General features: G+C 34.8%; 22 protein-coding genes. 18 read left to right on the top strand and 4 right to left on the bottom strand.

Annotated elements, in window-relative coordinates; translation table 11 throughout:
• Position 1: 1 nt before the first annotated feature.
• From fliF to perR, 5 genes are read left to right on the top strand one after another with little or no spacing between them, the layout of a single operon-like run.
• Complete coding sequence (gene fliF, locus CHHT_RS01290; RefSeq protein ID WP_034962501.1) at positions 2–1,705, top strand: flagellar basal-body MS-ring/collar protein FliF; 1,704 nt, start codon at positions 2–4, stop codon at positions 1,703–1,705.
• Positions 1,705–2,733, top strand: coding sequence for a flagellar motor switch protein FliG (gene fliG / locus CHHT_RS01285; protein ID WP_034962502.1), 1,029 nt, complete (start codon positions 1,705–1,707; stop codon positions 2,731–2,733). The genes fliF and fliG overlap by 1 nt, the downstream gene beginning before the upstream one ends.
• Positions 2,730–3,533, top strand: coding sequence for a flagellar assembly protein FliH (fliH, locus tag CHHT_RS01280; protein WP_034962503.1), 804 nt, complete (start codon positions 2,730–2,732; stop codon positions 3,531–3,533). The genes fliG and fliH overlap by 4 nt, the downstream gene beginning before the upstream one ends.
• A 2-nt stretch (positions 3,534–3,535) precedes the next feature.
• Complete coding sequence (gene dxs, locus CHHT_RS01275; RefSeq protein WP_034962505.1) at positions 3,536–5,365, top strand: 1-deoxy-D-xylulose-5-phosphate synthase; 1,830 nt, start codon at positions 3,536–3,538, stop codon at positions 5,363–5,365.
• Between the two features lie 58 nt (positions 5,366–5,423).
• Positions 5,424–5,834 (top strand): peroxide-responsive transcriptional repressor PerR, encoded by a 411-nt coding sequence (perR, locus tag CHHT_RS01270; protein ID WP_034962507.1) that lies wholly within the window; start codon positions 5,424–5,426, stop codon positions 5,832–5,834.
• A gap of 20 nt (positions 5,835–5,854) precedes the next feature.
• Here the strand turns inward: perR and CHHT_RS01265 are convergent, their stop codons facing one another.
• Genes CHHT_RS01265 through CHHT_RS01250 form a run of 4 tightly spaced genes read right to left on the bottom strand, consistent with a single transcriptional unit; the run spans position 5,855 to position 10,553 of the window.
• Positions 5,855–6,898 carry an ABC transporter permease gene (locus CHHT_RS01265; protein ID WP_064019611.1) on the bottom strand — a complete coding sequence of 348 codons (1,044 nt, stop codon included), beginning with the start codon at positions 6,896–6,898 and terminating at the stop codon, positions 5,855–5,857.
• Positions 6,895–7,944, bottom strand: a complete 1,050-nt coding sequence (locus tag CHHT_RS01260; protein ID WP_034962508.1) for an ABC transporter permease — start codon at positions 7,942–7,944, stop codon at positions 6,895–6,897. Before CHHT_RS01260 ends, CHHT_RS01265 begins: the two co-directional genes overlap by 4 nt.
• A complete protein-coding gene (locus CHHT_RS01255; RefSeq protein ID WP_034962509.1) occupies positions 7,934–9,583 on the bottom strand; it encodes an ATP-binding cassette domain-containing protein in 1,650 nt (549 codons plus the stop codon). Before CHHT_RS01255 ends, CHHT_RS01260 begins: the two co-directional genes overlap by 11 nt.
• Positions 9,567–10,553 (bottom strand): HlyD family secretion protein, encoded by a 987-nt coding sequence (locus CHHT_RS01250; protein WP_034962511.1) that lies wholly within the window; start codon positions 10,551–10,553, stop codon positions 9,567–9,569. Before CHHT_RS01250 ends, CHHT_RS01255 begins: the two co-directional genes overlap by 17 nt.
• 148 nt (positions 10,554–10,701) lie before the next feature.
• On the opposite strand from CHHT_RS01250, the gene CHHT_RS01245 reads away from it, so the two are divergent.
• From CHHT_RS01245 to CHHT_RS01185, 13 genes are all read left to right on the top strand, one after another.
• On the top strand, positions 10,702–12,087 hold the full coding sequence (locus CHHT_RS01245) for a CYTH domain-containing protein (protein WP_141079407.1): 1,386 nt from the start codon (positions 10,702–10,704) through the stop codon (positions 12,085–12,087).
• A complete protein-coding gene (ubiE, locus tag CHHT_RS01240; protein ID WP_034962514.1) occupies positions 12,088–12,798 on the top strand; it encodes a bifunctional demethylmenaquinone methyltransferase/2-methoxy-6-polyprenyl-1,4-benzoquinol methylase UbiE in 711 nt (236 codons plus the stop codon). It begins immediately after the preceding gene.
• On the top strand, positions 12,799–13,962 hold the full coding sequence (xseA, locus tag CHHT_RS01235) for an exodeoxyribonuclease VII large subunit (protein WP_034962515.1): 1,164 nt from the start codon (positions 12,799–12,801) through the stop codon (positions 13,960–13,962).
• Between the two features lie 11 nt (positions 13,963–13,973).
• Positions 13,974–15,053 (top strand): 3-phosphoserine/phosphohydroxythreonine transaminase, encoded by a 1,080-nt coding sequence (gene serC, locus CHHT_RS01230; protein ID WP_034962516.1) that lies wholly within the window; start codon positions 13,974–13,976, stop codon positions 15,051–15,053.
• Between the two features lie 144 nt (positions 15,054–15,197).
• A complete protein-coding gene (locus CHHT_RS01225) occupies positions 15,198–15,779 on the top strand; it encodes a 6-pyruvoyl trahydropterin synthase family protein (RefSeq protein WP_034962517.1) in 582 nt (193 codons plus the stop codon).
• A complete protein-coding gene (locus tag CHHT_RS01220) occupies positions 15,779–15,955 on the top strand; it encodes a hypothetical protein (RefSeq protein WP_230937487.1) in 177 nt (58 codons plus the stop codon). The genes CHHT_RS01225 and CHHT_RS01220 overlap by 1 nt, the downstream gene beginning before the upstream one ends.
• Positions 15,956–15,958: 3 nt before the next feature.
• Entirely contained in the window at positions 15,959–16,366 is a 408-nt protein-coding gene (locus CHHT_RS01215; protein WP_034962518.1) for a hypothetical protein, read from the top strand.
• Complete coding sequence (locus tag CHHT_RS01210) at positions 16,363–17,016, top strand: 16S rRNA (uracil(1498)-N(3))-methyltransferase (protein WP_034962519.1); 654 nt, start codon at positions 16,363–16,365, stop codon at positions 17,014–17,016. Before CHHT_RS01215 ends, CHHT_RS01210 begins: the two co-directional genes overlap by 4 nt.
• Positions 17,017–17,027: 11 nt before the next feature.
• Entirely contained in the window at positions 17,028–17,339 is a 312-nt protein-coding gene (locus CHHT_RS01205; RefSeq protein WP_034962520.1) for a hypothetical protein, read from the top strand.
• Entirely contained in the window at positions 17,336–19,963 is a 2,628-nt protein-coding gene (polA, locus tag CHHT_RS01200; RefSeq protein WP_034962521.1) for a DNA polymerase I, read from the top strand. The genes CHHT_RS01205 and polA overlap by 4 nt, the downstream gene beginning before the upstream one ends.
• A 91-nt stretch (positions 19,964–20,054) precedes the next feature.
• Positions 20,055–20,825, top strand: a complete 771-nt coding sequence (gene motA / locus CHHT_RS01195) for a flagellar motor stator protein MotA (protein ID WP_034962522.1) — start codon at positions 20,055–20,057, stop codon at positions 20,823–20,825.
• A gap of 8 nt (positions 20,826–20,833) precedes the next feature.
• Entirely contained in the window at positions 20,834–21,550 is a 717-nt protein-coding gene (gene motB, locus CHHT_RS01190; RefSeq protein ID WP_034962523.1) for a flagellar motor protein MotB, read from the top strand.
• Positions 21,551–21,626: 76 nt separating this feature from the next.
• A complete protein-coding gene (locus tag CHHT_RS01185) occupies positions 21,627–21,911 on the top strand; it encodes a DUF362 domain-containing protein (RefSeq protein WP_034962524.1) in 285 nt (94 codons plus the stop codon).
• The last annotated feature ends 51 nt before the right edge of the window (positions 21,912–21,962 follow it).

Below are 21,962 nucleotides of genomic sequence, written 5' to 3'. Positions count from 1 at the left end.
TATGGATTTTAAAACGCTATTTCATCAAGTCGGTCAGCTATATCAAAATCTAACGATAAAACAGAAGATAGTCGCAGCTAGTAGCATAGTTGTCGTAGTTGGGTTTTTGGTATTTTTAAGCCTGTATAAAAGTAGCACAAGCGGGGGCGAACAGTACGACGGATATAGTGTTTTATTTAGAAATTTAAATCCAGCAGACTCAGCGCAGATCATCGACCAGCTAGAAAAAGACGGAGTAAGCTACAAGCTTGCAAATGAAGGAACGATACTAGTTCCTACAAAAAGCGTCTATAAAGAAAGGATCGCCGTTGCGAGTCTTGGCATTCCAAAAGAAGGCAAAAACGGTTTTGAGATATTTGATAAACAAGATTTTGGAGCTACTGATAACGAACAAAGAGTTAAATTCCAAAGAGCCATACAAGGTGAGCTTGCTAGAACTATCGAGAGCCTTGAGCCGATACAAAGAGCTACTGTATATATAGCGTTTCCAAAAGACAGCGTATTTACCGAACGTCAAGTCCCACCTACTGCTTCAGTTGTAGTCAAGATAAAAGATGGTGAAAAACTAAATAGAAAACAGATAGATGGTATAAAAAGAATAGTCGCCGGCTCTGTATCAAATTTAAAACTAGAAGACGTAAAAATAGTAACTAGCGATGGCGTAGCAGTAGGAGAAGACGAAATAGCCCTAGAAAACGAGCTAGTAGCTGCTCAGATAAAATACAAAAGAGAATTTGAAAGCTCCTATGAGCAAAAGATCATAGATATGATAGGTAAATTTATAGGAGGGCGCGACAAAGTCACGGCAAAAGTCAGCATCGAGTTTGACTTTTCTACCAAAGATAGCCATAGTGAAATTTACGATCCAAACTCAGTCATTAGAAGTGAACAAAATATAGAAGAAAAAAGAGAAGGCAGACAAGAAAAAGAGGTAGGTGGAGTCCCAGGCGCAGTTAGCAACATAGGACCGGTACAAGGGCTAGAAGACAACAAACCAAACGAGCTATACTCTAAAAACGTAGCAAATACAAACTACGAAATATCAAAAAAAATTATAAAAGTAAAAGATCAATACGCAACCATAAAAAGAGTAACTGCAGCAGTAGTAGTCGATGGCAAATATGAAAACACAAAAGACGAAAATGGCGCATTTACCGATACCTTAGCGTACGTTCCATTAAGCACGGAAGAGCTAGATAAGCTTAAATCTTTAGTTGAGCAGACCATAGGGTACGATAAAAACAGAGGAGATGAAGTCACTGTTAGTAATTTCGAGTTTAAGCTATCACCAAAAAGTCAAAGCTCAAAAGTAGACTCGTTTGTAAATACTTATTTAAGTCCTTTATTGCCATTATTTAAATATCTCATAGCATTAATAATACTCTTTGTATTTTACAAAAAAGTCATAACTCCGTTCTTAGAAAAAATGCTAAAAGACGTCAAAGAAGACGAGTTTATACCTCAAAAAGAAGATACGAAAGTCGAGGAAGAAACAGAAGACGTTTTAGAGAAATTTAAAGCAGCAAGAAAAAAAGTTGAAGAACAGCTCGGTATCGGCGAGGAATTCAACGAAGATGAACTAAAATACGAAGTATTATTAGAAAAAATGAAACTTATCGTATCAGATAGAAGTGAAGAGATAGCAAATTTACTTCAAGGTATGATAAAAAACGACTCTGACTTTAGTTCTCGCAAGGAGTTTTGATGACAAAGCTGGACGAACAACAAAAGATGATCTATGATGACCTTAGTATGCCAGAAAAGGTCGCAATACTCCTGATCCAACTTGGTGAAGACGCTACAACGCTTATATTTTCTCATATGGATATCGACGTTATCACCGAAATATCAAGATATATAGCAAGTGCTAAAACTATAGATAAAACAGTCGCCGCAGCTGTTTTAGAAGAGTTTTACGCCCTTATGCAATCAAATCAGTATATGAAAAGTGGCGGTATCGAATACGCAAAAGAAATTTTATTTCGTACTTTTGGTCCTGAGATCGCACAAAAAATCATGGATAAACTTCAAAAATCCATGGAAACAACTAAGTCTTTTGGCTACTTAAGTCAAGTCAGACCTCAGCAACTAGCTGATTTTATCATGAAAGAACACCCTCAAACCATAGCTCTTATAGTAGCACATATGGACGCTACGAGCGCAGCTGAAACGCTTGTATATTTTCCTGATGAGCTTAGAAGCGAAGTGATAATCCGTATGGCAAATTTAGGCGATATAAGCCCGTCTGTAGTAAAAAGAGTTTCAACTGTACTTGAGAGCAAACTTGAAAGTCTTACTAGCTACAAAGTCGAAGTCGGAGGCCCAAGAGCCGTTGCCGAAGTACTTAACCGTCTTGGTCAAAAAGCTAGTAAATCTACTATCGGCATCATCGAACAAACAGACGCTACTCTTGCAACAACTATAAAAGAGATGATGTTTACGTTTGAAGATATCAACACGCTTGATAACAACGCTATACGCGAGATACTAAAAGTAGTAGATAAAAAAGATCTAATGATAGGACTAAAAGGTAGTGGCGAAGAGCTAAAGCAAAAATTCCTATCAAATATGAGCCAACGCGCAAGCGAAGCATTTGTAGAAGAGATGCAGTTCTTAGGTGCGGTTCGTGTAAAAGATGTCGAAGAAGCTCAAAGAAGAGTCGTAGAAATGGTACAAAAACTCTCCGAAGAAGGAATATTCCAAGTCGGTGAAAGCGATGAGATGATAGAATGATACTAAGCAACGTCATAAATCAAGAAGAAAATAAAGAACATATCGTAGAACAGTATAGATTTAAGGTAATAAGTTCATTTTCGCACTCTGGGACAGAGCAGCAAACAGAGCAACCTATAAAAGAAGATCAGCCTGAGCTTACAGCAGAAACAACAAAAGATGACGCTCCAAAAGCTGTAAATTCATCAGAAGATACGAAGCTAGAGCCGAGTTTTATAGAAGAACTTCTAAAACGAACTGAAGAGCTTAGCGAAAATATAGTAAAACTTCAACTACAGATAGAAAATCAAGAAAAAGAATTTAAAGAAAGGCTTGAAACTGAAGTAAATAGAGCAAAAGAAGATGCATTAAAAGAAGGAGAGAGTTTAGCTAAAGCCAAATTTGACGCCGAACTTAGTGAAATTGAGACAAAATATACAAACTCTATCAAAAAGCTTGATGAAGAAAAAGATAAATTAGAAAAACTATACCAAAAAAGCGAAAAAGAGATAGCAAGCACAGCCATAGATATAGCAAAAGAAGTGATATTAAAAGAGATAAAAGATAGCTCGGCAACCATAGCATCAAATATAGCAAAAAATTTGATTGGGGAGCTAGAAAATGCTTCGCAAATAGAAATAAAAACAAACCCAGGAGACTATGAGCTTGTCAAAGAAAATATCAAGTTATCTAGCAACCTAAAAGTATCTGCTGATGATGCCATAAACAGAGGTGGTGTTATCATATTGAGCGATATAGGAAATATAGACGGAAGCGTTGCTGAGAGATTTGAAAAAATCAAAAAAATACTAAGCGAGTAGAAATGGACATAAAATCAAAAAGCATAGATGAACTCTCAAATTTATGCAAAGATATCAGAAGCAAAATACTCAAAACAGTAAGTTTAAACGGAGGTCATCTTAGCTCAAATATGGGTGTGGTAGAGCTGAGCGTGGCTATGCACTATGTTTTTGATCCAAAAAACGATCCATTTATATTTGACGTAAGTCACCAAAGCTATACTCACAAGCTCTTAACAGACAGATGGGACGATTTTGATACTCTTAGACAATTTGGCGGCATAAGTGGATATACAAAACCAAGCGAGAGCAAATTTGACTACTTTGTAGCAGGACATAGCTCTACTTCTATAAGTATCGCAGTGGGTGCTTGTAAAGCCATAAAACTAAAAGGCGAAAAAAGACTTCCAGTAGCCTTAATAGGAGATGGGGCGATGAGTGCTGGTATGGCGTATGAAGCTCTCAACGAGCTTGGGGATAGAAAGTATCCTTGCGTCATTATACTAAACGATAACGAAATGAGCATATCTAAACCTATCGGAGCTCTTAGCAAGTATCTATCTCAAATGATGGCAGGACAGTTTTATCAAAAATTTAAATCCCGCGTAAATCAGTTCTTAAGCTACGTTCCAGACTCAGCAGCATATATGGCAAAACGCCTAGAAGAAGGTATAAGGCTCATAACACCGGGTATGTTTTTTGAAGAGCTGGGGCTTGAGTATATAGGACCAGTTGATGGGCACGACTTAAAAGCGCTCATTTCTACTTTAAATACTGCAAAAACAATGAATAAACCAGTCATAGTTCACGTCCAGACCATAAAAGGCAAGGGATATGAGCCAGCTGAGGGTAAATTTGAAAAATGGCACGGAGTAAGCCCGTTTGATCCACAAAGCGGAGAATGTACAAAAAAAAGTAGTACAAAAAATGCAACTTCTATATTTAGCGATCTGCTTTTAAGCTTAGCTAAAAAACACGAAAATGTTGTGGGAATTACTGCTGCTATGCCAAGCGGAACCGGACTTGATAAACTTATAAAAGCCTATCCGGAGCGTTTTTGGGACGTGGCTATAGCCGAGCAACACGGAGTTACATCTATGGCGGCTATGGCAAAAGAAGGCTTTAAACCATATATTGCTATTTATTCAACTTTTATGCAAAGGGCTTATGATCAAGTTATTCACGATGTGGCAATTATGAACTTGCCAGTCGTCATCTGTATGGACAGAGCAGGTATAGTAGGAGAAGACGGCGAAACTCATCAAGGAGTATTTGACATAAGCTTTTTAAATACAATACCAAATTTAACGCTAATAGCACCTAGAGACGCCGCAACTTTCTCAAAAATTATGGATTTTTCATACTCTTTTAACGCACCTTTAGCCATCAGATATCCAAGAGGAAGCTTTATGCTAGGCAATGAGTTTGAAGCAAAAGAGATAAAATTCGCAAAAGCTCAGATCCTTCAGCAAGGAGATAGTGACGTGGCGTTCATAGGATATGGAAATGCAGTCGGAAAAGCTCTAAAAGTTGCTAAGAATTTAGATTTTAAAGGAACGATCATAGATCTAGTGTTTGCAAAACCACTTGATGAAGAGATACTTTTGGATCTTGCCAAAACAACTAAGCGTTGGTATATTTTTAGCGATAGCGCAAAAAAAGGTGGGATTGGCGAGATATTAGCTGGATTTTTACAAGAAAAATTATTACCTAATATCAGTATAAAAAGTTTTGAATACGAAGATAAATTTATAAAGCATGGAAATCACGCTCTTATCGAGGATAGCTTAGGTATAAGCGTAGAAAAAATTTCTGAATTCATTTTAAAAGATAAAAAATATTATTTATTATAATCTATTCTTAAACTTTTTTTTGATAAAATCAACTACAAAAATTTAAGAGGAAAATAGTATGGATTTTATCGAAATGCTTAAGCAAGCAAATTTAAAAGCTACTCCGCAAAGGTTGTGTGTTTTGAAACTTCTTGATAAACACACCCATCCAACTATAGAAGAACTATACTCTGAGATAAAAAAGGATTATCCTTCTATATCTTTAGCTACGGTTTATAAAAATTTAAATACTTTGATTGACGAAAAATTAGTCATAGAAGTAAATACGCCTAACCAAAAAGCAAAATACGACATATACGAAGTACCGCATATTCACGTAGTTTGCTCAAATTGCGGCTCGGTAACCGATGTAAGTTGCGATGATGCTAAAATGACAGAATATCAAGAGCACCTAGAGAAAAAAATAGGCAACTTTATAGACAGACTAAGCATCGTAGCTACGACATCAGGCTGCAAAAAATGTAGATAATCCGACAAAAGTCGGATCATCTATCTTAGAATGCTTCTTCTAAAAAATATCAAAGTTATCATAAAAATAACTATACCAAAAACAGCCATAGGCAAGATATACTCTAAAGACTGCGTAAAACTTATATCTTTTAAAAGTACGCCTTTCACAAAAGTTATGTGATAAGTTAGCGGTACGAAGTAACTAACTGGCTGAAGCCATGAAGGCATATTTTCTATCGGTGTAGCAAACCCAGAAAGCATAAACGAAGGAAGTAAAAATACAAAAGCTCCTAGTATGGCTTGTTGTTGCGTATTTGAAAATACGGATATAAAAAGCCCGATACTACACACGCAAAATATAAAAATAGCAGTCCCTAGATACAAAAGCCATAAAGAACCCACTATAGGCACTTTAAAGAAAAAATACGCTATAAACAAAACTACGCTTGATAAAGCCAAACTTATCAAAAATGCAGGTAAAAGTTTCCCAAGAAGTATCTCAAATGAGCTCAAAGGCGAAACTATGATCTGATCAAAAGTGCCTACTTCTCGCTCTCTTGATATACTAAGAGATGTTAAAACTATAGACATTACCATAAGGATAGAACACGATAAATTCGGAACTATCCACCAAAAATTATCTAAATTTGGGTTATAAAAATTTCTCGCATCTATGCTTAAACCAGAAATAGCTTGCTCAATATAGCCATTTGCTATCTGAGCAGAGTTTGAATACCTCCCATCCATCACGAGCGCTAAGTTTTCACCCTTACTAAAGTTTTTTGGTATCACTAAAAATGCTAAAACTTTTTGATTTGTGATCAGTCTTTTACCTTCTTCATAGCTTTTTACCATTGTTATGCTTTTTATAAATTTAGCACTCTCAAGCTTTGTGATAACCTCTTTAGCGTAGCTTGAACCATCTAAATTTAAAATAGCCAAATTTAAATTCTTAACTTCAAGTGTAACAGAAAATGCAAAAATCAGTATCTGCAAAAGAGGCGGTACGATGATGACAAACATACTTCGCCTATCATTTCTTATAGCCAAAGCCTCTTTTTTGATGAGTGCAAGTAGTCTCAATCCAGCCTCCTTTTAGACTTCAAAATCACAAATGCAAACAGCACAGATCCTATCAAAAGCATACATAAAGCATCTTTGATAAATATCTCATAGCTATCTCCAACTAAAAATATATTTCCCAAAGAGCTTACAAAATAAGTCGCCGGAACTACTTTTGCGACATATTGCAACAAATTTGGCATATTATTTATCTCAAATATAAATCCAGATAACAAAAACGCAGGTAGAAATCCTACGAGTATGGAGACTTGAGCTGCTACAAACTGATTTTTAGCCAAAGTAGATATAAGCAGTCCTATACAAAGTGCCGGAAAAAGATAGATAAAACTTAGTAGAAAAAGTATAAAAATACTGCCACGAAAAGGGATTTCATACCAAAAATATGCCACAAAAAAGCATATAAGCACAGAAAGCATCGCCAAAACAAAATACGGTATGAGCTTACCTAAAATTATTTCTAAATTCGATAAAGGAGTGGTCATAAGTAGCTCCATAGTCCCTCTCTCCCACTCTTTAGCAACTATAAGAGAAGTAAGAAGCGTACCTATTAATGTCATAATCACAGCTATGGATCCAGGTATCAAAAAATATCTACTTGATAGCTTTTCATTAAACCAAAACCTGCTGTCTATAGTATTTTTTGATGATATAATACTGCTTGCATATTGTTTTATCAAATTTGCACTATTTGGTTCGCTTCCATCAGTGATAATTTGGAATTTCAAGCCACTTTTATCATCGTCTATAACCAAAAATCCACTTATCTTGCCTGTTTCTAGATCTTTTATTAGCTCATTTTTATCATAGCTCATTTTAGTATCAAAAAAATTTGAAGCGCTAAATTTAGACGTTATCTCTTTTGCATCTTTAGAACCACTAAAACTCACCAAGCCAAAAGGTATATTTTTTGCGTCTAAAGATACGGCGTAACCCATTAAAAATAGCAAAATAAGCGGTAAAAGTAGAGCGATAAGAGCCGTGCTAGGATCACGAAGAGCTTGTAAACTCTCTTTTAATGCCAGAGCAAAAATCCTTTTAAAGCTCATTTGAACCCTTTACAAGTCTGATAAACGCCTCTTGCATACTGATATCATCTCCAAATTTAGATTTTATCTCACTTGGCGTTCCTACTGCTATACAAGTTCCTTTATTTATGATCATGATCCTATCGCAAAGTTCAGCCTCATCCATAAGATGAGTCGTGATCATAACGCTAATGCCCAGCTTTGAGATAGCATTTATATGTCTCCAAAACTCTTTTCTAGTGATAGGATCAACACCGCTTGTCGCCTCGTCTAAAAACAACACAAGCGGCGAGTGCATAAGCGAGCAAGAAAGTGCCAAACGCTGTTTTAGCCCAAGACTTAGCTCATCTACTTTGTTTTCTAAGTACGGTTTTAAACCGAAAATTTCTATCATAGAAGCTATTTTCTCACTCTTTTGTTTTCCTTTTAGACCATAAAGTCCAGCAAAAAACTCAAGGTTATCTTTAAGACCTAAATTTCCGTATAAAGAAAACTTTTGAGCCATATATCCTATGGCGCCTTTCATATCATTTATATCTTTTTCATATATTAAAGACTCTCCGCTGCTTCTTGCTAAAAGTCCGCATATCATCTTAAAGGTAGTTGATTTTCCTGCTCCATTTGGTCCTAAAAATCCAAATATCTCACCACTTTTTATCTCAAAACTTACATTATTTGTAGCTACAAATGAACCAAATTTCTTGGTCAAATTTATAGCTTGCACAGCAAAACCATCTGTCTTACGAGCTGGTGTTAAGACTTTGCTAAGCTCTGAATGAGCTTTTGTTTTTATTTTTAGTATGTCTATGAAAGCATCTTCAAAATTCGGTTTAATACTTTTAAATTTAACATCTTTAAAATCATCAAAAAATACCTTATCTTTTGTTTTTAGTATAAATTTAATATCTTGTCCTATCAGATAAGCATCAAGCACATTTTCATACTCCAAAAGTTTTGTTAAAAGCTCTCTTTTATCTACTTTAGTTCTAGCCAAAAACACCCTATTTTCAAGTATAAGATCTATCTTTTTTGGACTATCATCATATAGAATTTGACCCTTGTTTAAAAGTATGACTTTATCGCACAAGCTAGCTTCATCAAGATATGAAGTAGCCCAAAGTATGCAAACGTCATTTAGACTTCTTGCCATATCCCAAAGCTCCGCTCTAGATATAGGATCTACACCTACTCCTGGTTCGTCCAATAAAAGCAATTTAGGCTTTTTTAAGAGTGTCACGCCAAATGCGAGTTTTTGCTTCATTCCACCGCTCAAACTACTTGCAAGTCTATCTTTGAACTGCTTTAAATTCGTAAATTCAAGCAGCTCGTTTATTCTATCGTTTGGGTTTTTTATACCTTTGAGTTTTGCATAAAGTTTTAGATTTTCTTCACAGCTAAGATCACCGTAAAGTCCGAACATTTGTGGCATATAACCTATATTATCTAAAAACTCCTGAGAGCTCATCTTGCCTCCTAGCACTTCTAGCTCTCCACTACTTGGGCTTAAAAGTCCGGCGCATAGTCTAAGAAGAGTAGTCTTTCCTGCACCATCAGGTCCTACTATCCCAGTTATCCCACAAGTAGCGCTAAAGTTTAACTCACTTAAAGCTTTAGTGAGCGGTTTATGAAAAACTTTTGAGAGATCAGTTGCTTTTATCATCGCCGAATTTAATATGTACTGGCATTCCTTGTTTTATCCTTTCATCTGCGTCACTCAAAGTAACTTCAAATTTATAAACAAGATCAGCTCTAAGCTCTTGTGTTTGGATATGTTTTGGAGTAAATTCCGCAACACTTGAAATAAAACTCACGTATCCTTCATAAGGCTCTTTTTTTGCGTCACTAAAAACTCTCATTTTTGCCCCGAGTTTAAGACTTCCAAGACGAGGCTCGTCTATATAAGCCCTTATGAAAAACTTATCCATTCTAGCTATCTCTACAACTGGCTCGTTTGCTCCTGCCATACTTCCTGCTTCTTTGTAAATTTTTTGCAAAACGCCATCGTAAGGGGATTTTAAAACTGAATTATTTAAGTCTAACTCTACGCTTTGTAGCTGTATCTTTAGGGAATTTACAAGCTCACTCTGAGCCAAAATATCCTCTTTTCGGTAACCGTTTTTTAACTGCTCGTAATTTGCTTTAGATAAGTTCAAATTTGCTCTCATCGCTTCAAGCGTAGTTTGCGAGTTCATAAATATCTCTTTTGAAGTAGCGTTTGCTTGCATGAGCTTCTTTTGTCTATCAAAAGTGTTTTGCGCTTCTTTTAAATTTGCCATAGCCATTTCGTATTTTGCTTTTGCTTGTTCTATCTCTTCAACCCTATAGCCTGATTTTAATTTTTCTAAATTTATCTCTTCAAGTTTAATCTTTGTTTGCAAATTTAAAAAAGAGTTTCTAAGATACGAATCATCCATAAATACGATATCTTCGCCTTTTTGAACACTTAATCCTTCTTTTTTGCTTATCTTTTCTATCTTACCTAAAAATCTAAAAGCAAGATCAACCGTTTTTGTATCCACATTTCCGTAAAATACGGAAACTTTGGTATCAGGGGCATTTTGTTTTTCATAAAATTTATAACCCAAAAACACCAAAACAAACGCTAAAATAATTAGCAAGATCTTTTTCAAGCCCGTCTCCAAAAAACAAAATTTAGCGTAATTATACAATTACGGGCGTTAAATAGTTCTGAATGACGAACCGCATATAAAGCTATGTTTTAGTAGATTTTAGTTAAAATGTTTGCGTTTTTATAAAAAATAAGGACTAGCTTTGGTTTTGGAAATAAAACGTAAATTTTTACTTGATGAACCGTTACAACCAGCTCTAAAAGAGGACGGTGCAGAGTTTAAACAAATAGACATCTTGCAATTTTACACAAAAATTTCATCAAACGAAGAGATAAAATTTAAAAAAGTCGCAGATCTTTATACTAAAACAAAAACGATCAAAAAAGGTCTCATAAAAGAAGAGAAACAAGAGCCAATATCAAAAAAAGAGTTTGAAGCCGCTTTAGATTGTGGAGTTTATCCACGTATATCAAAAAGCAGATTTAGCTTTAAACTAAATAATCAGCCTTGTAGCATAGATATCTATAAAGACGAGCTTTGCGGACTTTTTATATTTGAGATAGAATTTATGACAAGAGATGATGCAAATGAGTTTATGTTGCCTGAGTTCTTACAAAACCGTGTCTTAAAAGAGGTAACAGAGGATGAAAATTACACAGATAGAAATTTAGCACTTTTTGGAAAGCCAGATTTTAAATTCAACTATAAAAACTCACTAAAACTTATAGAAAAACTGGGCGAATTCAAGCTATTTTTTGCTTCATCTATAAGCACTTACGACGCCATTAGAATGGTACTTTTCCAAATTTGCAGATCTATGCTAAAAAACAACTTAAGCTACCTAAAATCAAAAGATAAAAACTCACTTGAAAAGCTCTGTTTTGATATGGAAAAAACTCTATTTTTCTTAGAAACTTTTACAAATGTAATAGATGAAAAAGTCGTAAGTAAATTTATAAACGAATTTGAAATTTTACATTCTAAAATATCAAATTTGATAGAGCTAAATTATGCCCTTGAATGCGCCGGAGCCGCCGGATTTGAGTTAGAAAAAGCATTTATCACAAAAAGGCAAATTCTAGAAGATGAGATAAGACTATGTCTTAGCTCTGAAGGTTTTGATGAGCTAATAAAAGAGTGGGAAATCGTGCTTAGCGACGAAAATGATTTTTACGTATCAAGCAACTATAGAATTCTTATAAAATCAAGTGTCGCGTATAATCTTAGAAAACTTAGTCTAAAAGTCATAAAAAGCCTAAGAAGTCAAAACTCCAAAAATACATTCTCTGAGTGTAAAAAACTAAATGTTTTTTTAGGATACTTCGAGGATTTATTTATGATAAAATGCGAGAGCAAGCTCCTTAAACAAACAGATAAAATAATAAAAATATATAAATTTATTTCAGAATGCAAGGTATTTTTGGACATCAAATTTGATCTAAAATCTAGTCAAAATTTAGATACTTTTAACAAAAATATAAATTCTCAAATCAAAAAATCAAACAAAAAAATAGCTAAAAAATCCAAAAATATCATAAAAAATTTACATAAATTATCAAGAAATTTGAAGGTTTATTATCAGAAGGAAATTTAAGTGGAAAAACAAGAAAAAATAATAGAAATGTTCAACCAAATAGCGCCGACTTATGACAAAGCAAACAGAGTTCTTAGCTTTGGAGTTGATATAAGCTGGAGAAAAAACGCATGTGAAATCTTACTGGATAAGCTAAAAACCAGTGATATAAATATAGTAGATGTTGCATGCGGAACAGGCGATATGATGGGTATTTGGGAGCAAATGGCAAAGAAAAAAAGTATAAAAATTTCTTCTATGACTGGAGTTGATCCGAGCACCGGGATGCTTGAAGTCGCCAAAGAAAAATTTCCAAACTACAACTTTATAACCGCATTTGCAAACAAAACTTCGCTGCCAAACGACTTTGCGGACATAGTAAGTATCAGCTATGGTATAAGAAACGTAGTCGAGCTAAAAGAGGCGTTAAATGAGTTTAACAGGATATTAAAACCAGGTGGATACGTCGCTGTATTGGAATTTACAAAACGTCAAAATAGCGGATTTATATCAAAAATAAGAGATTTCTATCTGAGCAAGATATTACCAAAAATAGGCGCTCTCATCAGCAAAAATGAAGAAGCTTACAAATATTTACCGAGCAGCATAGAAAACTTTTTGGATAAAACGGCTTTTTGTGCCTTGCTTGAAGAAGCCGGATTTGAAGTAGAAATCTGCAAAGGCTATAGCTTTGAAGTCAGCACGCTCTTCGTAGCAAAAAAAGTAAAATAAATGACTGTTAGTGAACTAAATGAACAAGCCAAAACTCTACTAGAAACCCACTTTAGCTTTGTTGAAGTCACTGGGGAAATTTCTAGACTTATAAAACACAGCTCTGGGCATTGGTATTTTAGCTTAAAAGATGAAAAAAGCGTCATAAGTGCCGCTATGTATAAATTTAGCAACCAATCAGTCAAATTTGATGTAAAAGACGGGCTAAAAGTCACACTGCAAGGAAAACTAACTATTTATCCGCCAAGTGGAAGCTACCAGCTTTTAGCAAATAAAATGCTACCTGAGGGGATTGGTGAGCTTGAGCTTGCATTTAATCAGCTAAAAGAAAAATTAGAGCGAGAAGGACTTTTCGATCTCAAATTTAAAAAATCTCTCCCTAAATTTCCCAAAAAAGTAGCTCTCATCACTAGCCTTACTTCAGCAGCCTACCAAGATATGCTAAAAGTCATAGGATCAAGATTTAAGCTGTGCGAGTTTGTAGCATTTAACACTTTAGTTCAAGGCGAAAATGCCGCTGAAAACATCATAAATGTGCTTAATAAAGTTGATAAAATGGGTTTTGACGCTTTAGTTTTAGCAAGAGGCGGCGGAAGCAAAGAAGATCTTTGGTGCTTTAATGACGAGAGTTTGGCAAGAACTATATTTGCTTTGCAAACTCCACTTATCTCAGCTATCGGACACGAAATAGACTATAGCATAAGCGACTTTGTGAGTGACCACAGAAGCCTTACTCCAACAGCTGCGATGATGGATCTTTTACCTGATGAGTTAAATTTAATGCAAGGTTTAGATATGGCATTTGACACTTTAACAAACTGTGTAAATCAAAAAGTACAAGAATGCCAAAATACTTTGGATTTAAAAATATTAAATTTAAAAAATCAAGCACTAAGCCAAAAGATAGAAAAATTAGCCATAAGCTTAGAAAATAAAAAGTCAAATTTAAACAATATAGTGCAATCAAAACTGGTAAATCAGACGCATAAATTAAGAGAGTTTGAACTGATATTTTATGAGCGCGAACAGTTTTTTAAAGCCACAAAAAATATGGTTCAAATAGAAAAAGATGGTAAATTAATCTCACTTGAAAAGCTAAAAAAAGATGATGTTGTAAAACTTTACTCGCAAAATGCACAAAAACAAGCAATAATAAAATCTTAGAAAGGTATAAAATGAACAGAGTTTTAAATTTCAGTGCAGGACCTAGTGCCTTGCCACTTAGTGTTTTAGAAAGAGCAAGAGATGAGTTTATAAGCTACAAAGGTATGGGATTTAGCATAATGGAAGTAAGCCATAGGGGAAAAGTCTTTGATGAACTTCACAACAATGCCATAGCTAAAGTAAAAAAATTTTACGGCTTAAATGACGATTATGCCGTATTATTTTTACAAGGCGGAGCGACTTTACAGTTTGCCCAAGTTCCGATGAATTTATATAATGGCGGAGTAGCACAGTACGTTAATACTGGCGTTTGGACTACAAAAGCTATAAAAGAGGCAAAAATTCAAAATATAAACTATGAAGTTGTAGCATCAAGCGAAGATACTAAATTTGATAGAATTCCACAAAATATCAAATTTAGCGACAATGCAGACTATGGATATATATGTTCAAACAATACGATCTACGGTACGCAATACGATGAAATTCCAACTACAAAATGCCCATTAGTAGTAGATAGCAGCAGTGATCTTTTAAGCCGTGAGATCGACTTTAACTCAAAAAATATCGGTATGTTTTACGGTGGAGCTCAAAAAAATGCAGGACCTGCTGGTATAACCATCGTTATAATCCGCAAAGATTTAGCTAGCAGAGTAAAAGATAGCGTCCCGACTCCTCTTCGTTATACGACTCAGATAGAAGCAAACTCTTTGGCAAATACGCCTTGTACGTTTGGTATATATATGTTTGATCTAGTTTTAGACTGGATAAAAGATCAAGGTGGACTAAACGCTATAAATGCTGCTAACAAGAAAAAAGCTAGCACACTTTACGGTTTTATAGACAACTCAGACTTTTATAAAGCTCACGCAAAACAAGGCTCAAGATCGCTTATGAACGTAAGCTTTACTACGCCTAGTACCGAACTTGATGCTAAATTTGTAAAAGAAGCAGAGCAAAACTCTATGATAGGACTAAAAGGACATAGACTTCTTGGGGGGCTTAGAGCTTCGATATACAACGCAGTTTCTCAAAAAGAAGTAGAAACTTTGATAGAATTTATGAAAGAATTCCAAAGAGTAAATGGATAAAATTTGATATTAGACCAAAAAATAGTCTAAAACAATAAAAACTCGTATCTGAATTTAAATAGCTAAATTCAGATAACTCATAAATAAATACTTTAAATTTAATAAAAGATTGGATAAAATAACTTAAAACTACGTAGGAAATTTATGATTATTAGAAAATTGTATGATTATGAAAATGCTCATATAGTTAGATTTTGTAGCTCAAAAAGATGCAAGGAAAGTATCCACGGCCATAGTTATAAATGTGAAGTGTTGCTAAGCTCAAACTATCTTGATAACGCTGAAATGGTTTATGATTTCGGACTTATGAAACAAGGTATCAAAACCATAATTGATAGTTTTGATCACAGTACTACGCTTTATGCAAAAGATGACATTGGGTATAAAAACGATATAAAAAGGCATTCGCGTCGTTGGATAGAACTACCTTTTAATCCAAGCGCCGAGCAGTTTAGCAGGGTGTTTTTCGTTCTCATTGACAGGCTTTTAGAGCTTACTGATATGATAAACGGAGAAAAGGGCGTAAAGCTTCATAGCATCATCGTGCATGAAACAGCATCTGGTTACGCGCAGTGTTTTAGAGAAGATGCTTATAATCCAAATATGGGTAAGATAAACTTAGAAGATATCATTTTTAGCGACGGTATCAAAGAAGAATGGGATGAACAAGACTTTTATGAAAATTTAAAAAACGGTGTTAAATTTACCAATCCAAAGGAGTGTTAGTGAAAGTTTTATTGCTATTTTTAGCTCTATTTTTAGTAAGCTGTTCTAATGACGAAAAACAACCTATATCTATAGATATAAATCAAACTACGCCCCCGCCTGATGTGCCTATCGCAAAAAGCGATGCAAACATCACCATAGATAAAGATTTTCCGCCATCTCCAGTAGCGGAGTGAGTTATGAGTGAAGTTTATGAAATGAGTCTAAATTTGCACCTGCTTTTTATAAAGGTGCTTTTTGGGCTACTGATACTTCATATTTTACTCGTTTTTGTAGGTGACACGGCTAAATTTGCTTATATAAAAAGGCTTATGTATTTTTTACCTACTTACTATCTTTTTATGGCTTTTGTGTTTTTTACCGGCATTTTGAATTTGGCTATTACGCATTTTAGTGTAGGAATTTCTGTTTGGATTATGATATTTTGCTGGATTGCTTTGATCCCGCTTGGAGCTATAGGATTTAAAAGATTAAAAAGAGTCAAAGTTACAAAGGAATTTGATAAATTTAAGAAATTTATGCTAGTAAAAATAGTGTGCGAGATAGCTCTTGTAGTTTTTGCTACTTTGATTGGAGTTTTATTTTGAGATTTTTATACGATGAAAATGCCGGAAATGACTTCTTAGAGATAAAAGGCGATAATTTCAATCACCTAAAAGCTAGGCGCGTTAGCGTAGGTGAGCGTTTAGATATAAGAAATTTAAAAGACGGCTATAGCTATCTTTATGAAATAAAAGAATTTAGTAGAAAAGCGGTCTGTGAGCTAGTTTTTAAAAGTCTTGCTAAAAATTACGAAAGTGATCTTACCCTAGCGTGGGCTGTAGTCCAGCCAAGCGTGATAGAAAAAACTTTGCCTAGCCTAAATGAAATAGGCGTTAGAAAAATACTTTTTGTTTATACTGATTTTTCACAAAAAAATATAAAGCTTGATTTTGATAGATTTAAGCGTATTTTGATAGGATCGTCTGAGCAATGCGGTAGAAATTCTATAATCAAATTTGAAACTTTTGCTAGTGTAAGTGAGCTTTTAAATGCTTATAAAAACGTGAGTTTGGTGGATTTTGGTGGAGTAAATTTAGATATGGCTTCTAAAAATGAGATACTTTTTGTAGGAAGCGAGGGTGGATTTAGCGATGCTGAACGAACTAAATTTGCAAAAAGTTACGCTTTAAACTCGCCAAATATCCTTAGATCAAACACCGCTATCATAAGCGTAGCTGCTAAAATGCTTTTATAAAAGAGGACGATATGGCTATAGTTTTATTGCTTTTAGTTTGTATCACGCATGCGATCTTGTGCTTACTACCTGGATTTATCATAGGATTTTTTTGGGATATAAATAGATACAAAAAGTGGCTATTTTTATTTTTTGCGTTTCTTTTATCTTGTGGATTATTGATCAGTGAGCCGTATTTGGGAGTACAAAAGAGCTTTATATATTTCTTTGAAGATTTTTTTGGTACTTACATAGGTTTGGTACTTCTTTATGGATTTAAAAATATGGCAAAACGAGCAGCTGGATTTTGTAAGATTTGTGATAAATTTAGGAGAAAACGTTGAAAACAGTTACTATTATAGATACATTTGGATTTTTCTTTAGGCTTTATTACGCGATGAGTGGACTAAAAAGTAGCGATGGTAAACCAAGTGGTATGGTGCATGGTTTTGCAAATTTTATTCACAACCTAAAACAAGACTTCCCAAGCGATTATATAGTTTTTGCTCTTGATAGTGGCGGCAAAACATTTAGAAATGAGATAGATCCAAACTATAAAGCAAATCGCGTAAGTCCGCCAGAGGATCTTAAAGCTCAACTTCCAGTTTGTATAGAAATGATAGAACAAATGGGGCTTTGTAGCCTAAGAGTAGAAGGCTATGAAGCAGACGATATCATCGCAAGTTTTATCAAAAATAACAAAAACAAAGATCTTCAGATCAGAGTCGTAACTCACGATAAAGATCTGTATCAGCTAATAGACGACCGGGTTAGCATTTTTTCTCCTGCAAAAAAAGAGCTTTATGATAGAGATGGTTGCTATGAAAAATACGGTGTTTATCCCGAGCAAGTTAGAGATTTCTTAGCGCTTTGCGGCGACAGCGCCGATAATATACCAGGAGTTAAAGGCATAGGTGAAAAAGGTGCTAAAAAGCTACTTGACGAATTTGGAAGCATAGAGACTTTATATGATAATCTATCACAAGTCAGAAATGAACGCATGAAAAATATGTTGTATGAGAGCAAAGACAGTGCCTTTGTGTCAAAGCGGTTGGCTACTTTATATGACGGGCTTGCTACGCCTAGTTTAGATGAGGCTGTATTTCCAAAAGAAAATCCACTCATAAAAGTTACACAAACCTTAAAAGACTACTCTTTAAATAGGCTTTTGGCGTCATTAAAATCATCAAATGAAGTAAAAGAGATGAGTTTTGAACCTACGCTTTTAAATGACGAAAACGAGCTTGAGCGAATTTTGCAAAGCATAGATGAAGATACGTTGATTAGCTTTGATACTGAAACCACAAGTATAGATGCAAAAACTGCGAAAATAGTCGGATTTAGTTTTTGTTTTAACCTAGAAAAAAGCTATTATGTACCTTTAAATCATAGTTATTTAGGCGCTCCAAAGCAAATTTCAATAAGCAGCGCAAAATGGGCTATAAGTCAAATTTACAAAGGTTTTGTAGTTGGGCAAAATTTAAAATATGATTTTAGAATCATCAAAAATAACTTTGGATTAAATCCGCCAAAACATTACGCAGATACGATGATACTAGCTTGGCTAAATGATCCGCAAAGTAGCGTAGGTATGGATAATTTGGCAAAAAAACTTTACGATTATGATACTATCAAATTTGAAAGTATCGTGAAAAAAGGTGAAACATTTGCGAGTGTAGATCTAGAAGACGCACTAAAATACGCTAGTGAAGATGCATGGATAACTCTTAGATTTTACCGTACTTTTATGAATACTATGGATAAGAATTTGATAAAGATCGCAGATGAGATAGAGTTTAAATTTATCCGTGTTTTGCTTGATATGGAGAGTAATGGTATCGGTATAAATACATTTAAGCTTAGAAATTTGATAGCGCAAAATGCCGAGCGGCTAAGAGCTTTAACCTCTGAAATTTATGAGCTTTGCGGCGAAAAGTTTAATATCAACTCCACTAAACAGCTTGGCGTTATCTTGTTTGAACATCTTAAGCTTCCTACTAAAAAGAAGACAAAGACGGGATATAGTACCGATGAAAGTGTGCTTTTAGAGCTTAAAGAAACTCACGCCGTCATAGAAAAATTACTAGTTTATAGGGAGCTTTATAAACTTCAAAGTACGTATTGTGAACCTCTTTTAAATTTAGCCATAAAAGACGAAGATCATAGAGTTTATACGAATTTTATACATACTGGAACAGCAACCGGAAGGCTTTCTAGTAAAAATCCGAATTTACAAAATATACCTGCTAGAGGAAGCCTTGCTAAAGAGATGAGATCTGTTTTTGAAGCTAAAAAGGGGTATAGTTTCATCTCTCTTGATTATTCGCAGATAGAGCTTAGATTGCTGGCACATTTTAGTGAAGATCCGGCTTTGCTTAATGCGTTTTTCAGTGGTGAGGATATCCACGCAAGAACGGCCATAAGTATATTTGGACAGAGTAATCCTAAAAATAGAGCCATAGCAAAATCGATAAATTTCGGTTTGATTTACGGAATGGGAGCAAATAAACTAAGTGGCGAGTTGGGGATCGATAAAAAAAGTGCAAAAGAGTATATCGAACTATATTTTAAAGCTTTTTCAACGATAAAAGATTTTTTAGAAAGCTTAAAAACATCAGCTAAAAACAATGGTTTTATCGAAACTTTACTAGGTAGAAAACGTCTGTTTGATTTTTCAAATGCATCACCTATGCAATTTGCGATGTTCGAAAGAGAAGCAGTAAATACGAAGTTTCAGGGTAGTGCAGCCGATATCATAAAAATAGCCATGCTCAGAGTTCAAGATCTTCTTAATGATGATGCAAGACTGCTTTTGCAAATTCACGATGAGCTTATCTTTGAAGTGCGTGATGAAAAAGCAGAGCCTTTTGCATCTCAAGTAAAAGAGCTTATGCAAAACGCCGTAAGTCTAAAAGTACCTTTGATAGCTAACTGGGCTATAGCTAAAAACTGGGGTGATTTAAAGTAAATTTAAAGCAATTATTTGTATTAAAGCTAAAATTAAGTTAATTTTTTGCTTATTTATGCGATAATTAGCCATTTTAACAATCGGGGATTTTATGGATTTATCAACTATATTCGGTATGGTACTTGCTATAACTAGTATATCTGTGGGTGATATACTAGAAGGCGGAAACCCGCTTCATGTTATACACATAAGTTCGGTTTTGATCGTTATCCCGACAGCTCTGTTTTCTGCTGTTACGGCTACAAATAAAAAGTACGTAAAGGCAGCATTTAAGGAGCTCAAAGTCGCATTTAAAGGCTCTGGCGTTGATATGTCAAAGCGTATATCAGAAATGGTAGAGTATAGTACTCTCGCTCGTAAGAATGGAATTCTCTCATTAGAGCAAAAAGCCGCTCAGATAGATGACGAGTTTTTAAAAACCGGACTTAGTATGCTAGTTGACGGTCAGCCTATAGATGAGGTAAAAGAAAATCTTGAGCTTGCCATAGAAACAACCGAAGAGTATTATCATGAGTGCGGACACTTTTGGATAAAAACCGGCGAAAGCTGCCCTACGTTTGGGCTAGTAGGAGCCGTTATGGGTCTTATGCTCGCCCTTCAACTACTAGATGATCCAGCAGCGATGGCAGCAGGTATCGCAGGAGCATTTACGGCAACTGTTACTGGAATTATGGGGTCTTACGCTTTTTTTGGACCATGGGGGCAAAAAATACTTGGAAACGCAAAAGATATAGTAAAAGAAAAGACTATGATAATAGAAGCTTTAGTCGGTATAGCTGAGGGCGCAAATCCAAGAAGTTTAGAGGCTAAGCTCTTTAACTTTTTAGATAAAAATGAACCTAGAGTTTCACAGTTTAATTAGGAAAACAAATGGCTAAAAAAAAGAAATGTCCGGAGTGTCCAGCTGGTGAAAAATGGGCTGTTCCGTACGCGGACTTTCTTTCACTTCTTCTTGCTCTTTTTATCGCACTTTACGCGATATCAGCCGTAAATACCGCAAAAGTTGAAGCTCTAAAAACTGAGATTATAAAGATATTTGATTTTCCAGACTCTAAGGGCGTAAAAGAGAGTTCTAAAAACTCAAAAAGTGAAAAACAGTTTGATGGTCCTGGTATTGCTATGCAAAATAGCGACAATACGATAGAGCAGCAAAATACAAATAACGAAAGATATAAAGTTTCTTTAGATCAAGCAGAAAATCAAGTAGCTATAGATCTTCCTACCGGCGTTAAATTTGATGATAAAAGTGCTGAAATTTATAATCCAGATATGATAAATTTCATAAAGATAATCTCTATGATAATAAATAAAATGCCAGAGTCAGTATCTGTGGAGATCAGGGGATTTGCTAATGACTACGATAACAAATTAGATGATTATAAATTAGGATCTGATAGAGCCTATAATGTTTTAAAAATGCTTATAAGTAATGGTATAGATCCAAAAAGACTTAGATATTCATCATTTGGTGATAGTGTAAAAATAAAAAATTCAGATCTTAAACTAGCTAAAATCTATTTTAGAGTGGATATAAAAGATAAAAAAGCCCAAATGTCCGTGCTTGACATCATCAGTGAAGTCAAATAAATAAATGGTATATTAAGTCATATTTTAGTCAAATTTTGATAATCTTATAAACTAAATCTAAATTCAGGAGATATTTATGGCAGTAAAAATTACAGATATATGTATAAGCTGTGGATCTTGCATTGACGAGTGTCCAGTGAGCGCTATAGTTGATGATAGTGATAACCCGACAGGTGAGGATGCATACTATGTTTATGCAGATAAATGCGTAGAGTGCGTAGGTCACAATGATACTCCAGCTTGTGCTGATGCCTGTCCGACTGATGGCTGTATCGTTTGGAGCGAAGTAGTAGCTGGTCAGCCAAGCAGAAGTGATATAGACGCAAGCTTAAGAAATTCACAAACTCCAGTTATCGCATAAATAATAAAGCCACATTTAAGTGGCTTTATTATTTTTTTAAGTTAATATCTG

The sequence above is a fragment of the Campylobacter hyointestinalis subsp. hyointestinalis genome (genome assembly GCF_013372145.1).
GTDB classification, from domain to species: domain Bacteria; phylum Campylobacterota; class Campylobacteria; order Campylobacterales; family Campylobacteraceae; genus Campylobacter; species Campylobacter hyointestinalis.
This window is presented reverse-complemented; position numbering and strand designations above follow the sequence as displayed.

What these genes read in the sequence shown, in the direction of transcription:
- serC (WP_034962516.1), top strand. Translation starts at nt 13,974, where the DNA reads ATGAACAGAGTTTTAAATTTCAGTGCAGGACCTAGTGCCTTGCCACTT.
- CHHT_RS01260 (WP_034962508.1), bottom strand. Translation starts at nt 7,944, where the DNA reads ATGAGCTTTAAAAGGATTTTTGCTCTGGCATTAAAAGAGAGTTTACAA.
- fliG (WP_034962502.1), top strand. Translation starts at nt 1,705, where the DNA reads ATGACAAAGCTGGACGAACAACAAAAGATGATCTATGATGACCTTAGT.
- xseA (WP_034962515.1), top strand. Translation starts at nt 12,799, where the DNA reads ATGACTGTTAGTGAACTAAATGAACAAGCCAAAACTCTACTAGAAACC.
- CHHT_RS01215 (WP_034962518.1), top strand. Translation starts at nt 15,959, where the DNA reads ATGAGTGAAGTTTATGAAATGAGTCTAAATTTGCACCTGCTTTTTATA.
- CHHT_RS01185 (WP_034962524.1), top strand. Translation starts at nt 21,627, where the DNA reads ATGGCAGTAAAAATTACAGATATATGTATAAGCTGTGGATCTTGCATT.
- motA (WP_034962522.1), top strand. Translation starts at nt 20,055, where the DNA reads ATGGATTTATCAACTATATTCGGTATGGTACTTGCTATAACTAGTATA.
- motB (WP_034962523.1), top strand. Translation starts at nt 20,834, where the DNA reads ATGGCTAAAAAAAAGAAATGTCCGGAGTGTCCAGCTGGTGAAAAATGG.
- fliF (WP_034962501.1), top strand. Translation starts at nt 2, where the DNA reads ATGGATTTTAAAACGCTATTTCATCAAGTCGGTCAGCTATATCAAAAT.
- fliH (WP_034962503.1), top strand. Translation starts at nt 2,730, where the DNA reads ATGATACTAAGCAACGTCATAAATCAAGAAGAAAATAAAGAACATATC.
- CHHT_RS01255 (WP_034962509.1), bottom strand. Translation starts at nt 9,583, where the DNA reads ATGATAAAAGCAACTGATCTCTCAAAAGTTTTTCATAAACCGCTCACT.
- CHHT_RS01225 (WP_034962517.1), top strand. Translation starts at nt 15,198, where the DNA reads ATGATTATTAGAAAATTGTATGATTATGAAAATGCTCATATAGTTAGA.
- CHHT_RS01205 (WP_034962520.1), top strand. Translation starts at nt 17,028, where the DNA reads ATGGCTATAGTTTTATTGCTTTTAGTTTGTATCACGCATGCGATCTTG.
- dxs (WP_034962505.1), top strand. Translation starts at nt 3,536, where the DNA reads ATGGACATAAAATCAAAAAGCATAGATGAACTCTCAAATTTATGCAAA.
- perR (WP_034962507.1), top strand. Translation starts at nt 5,424, where the DNA reads ATGGATTTTATCGAAATGCTTAAGCAAGCAAATTTAAAAGCTACTCCG.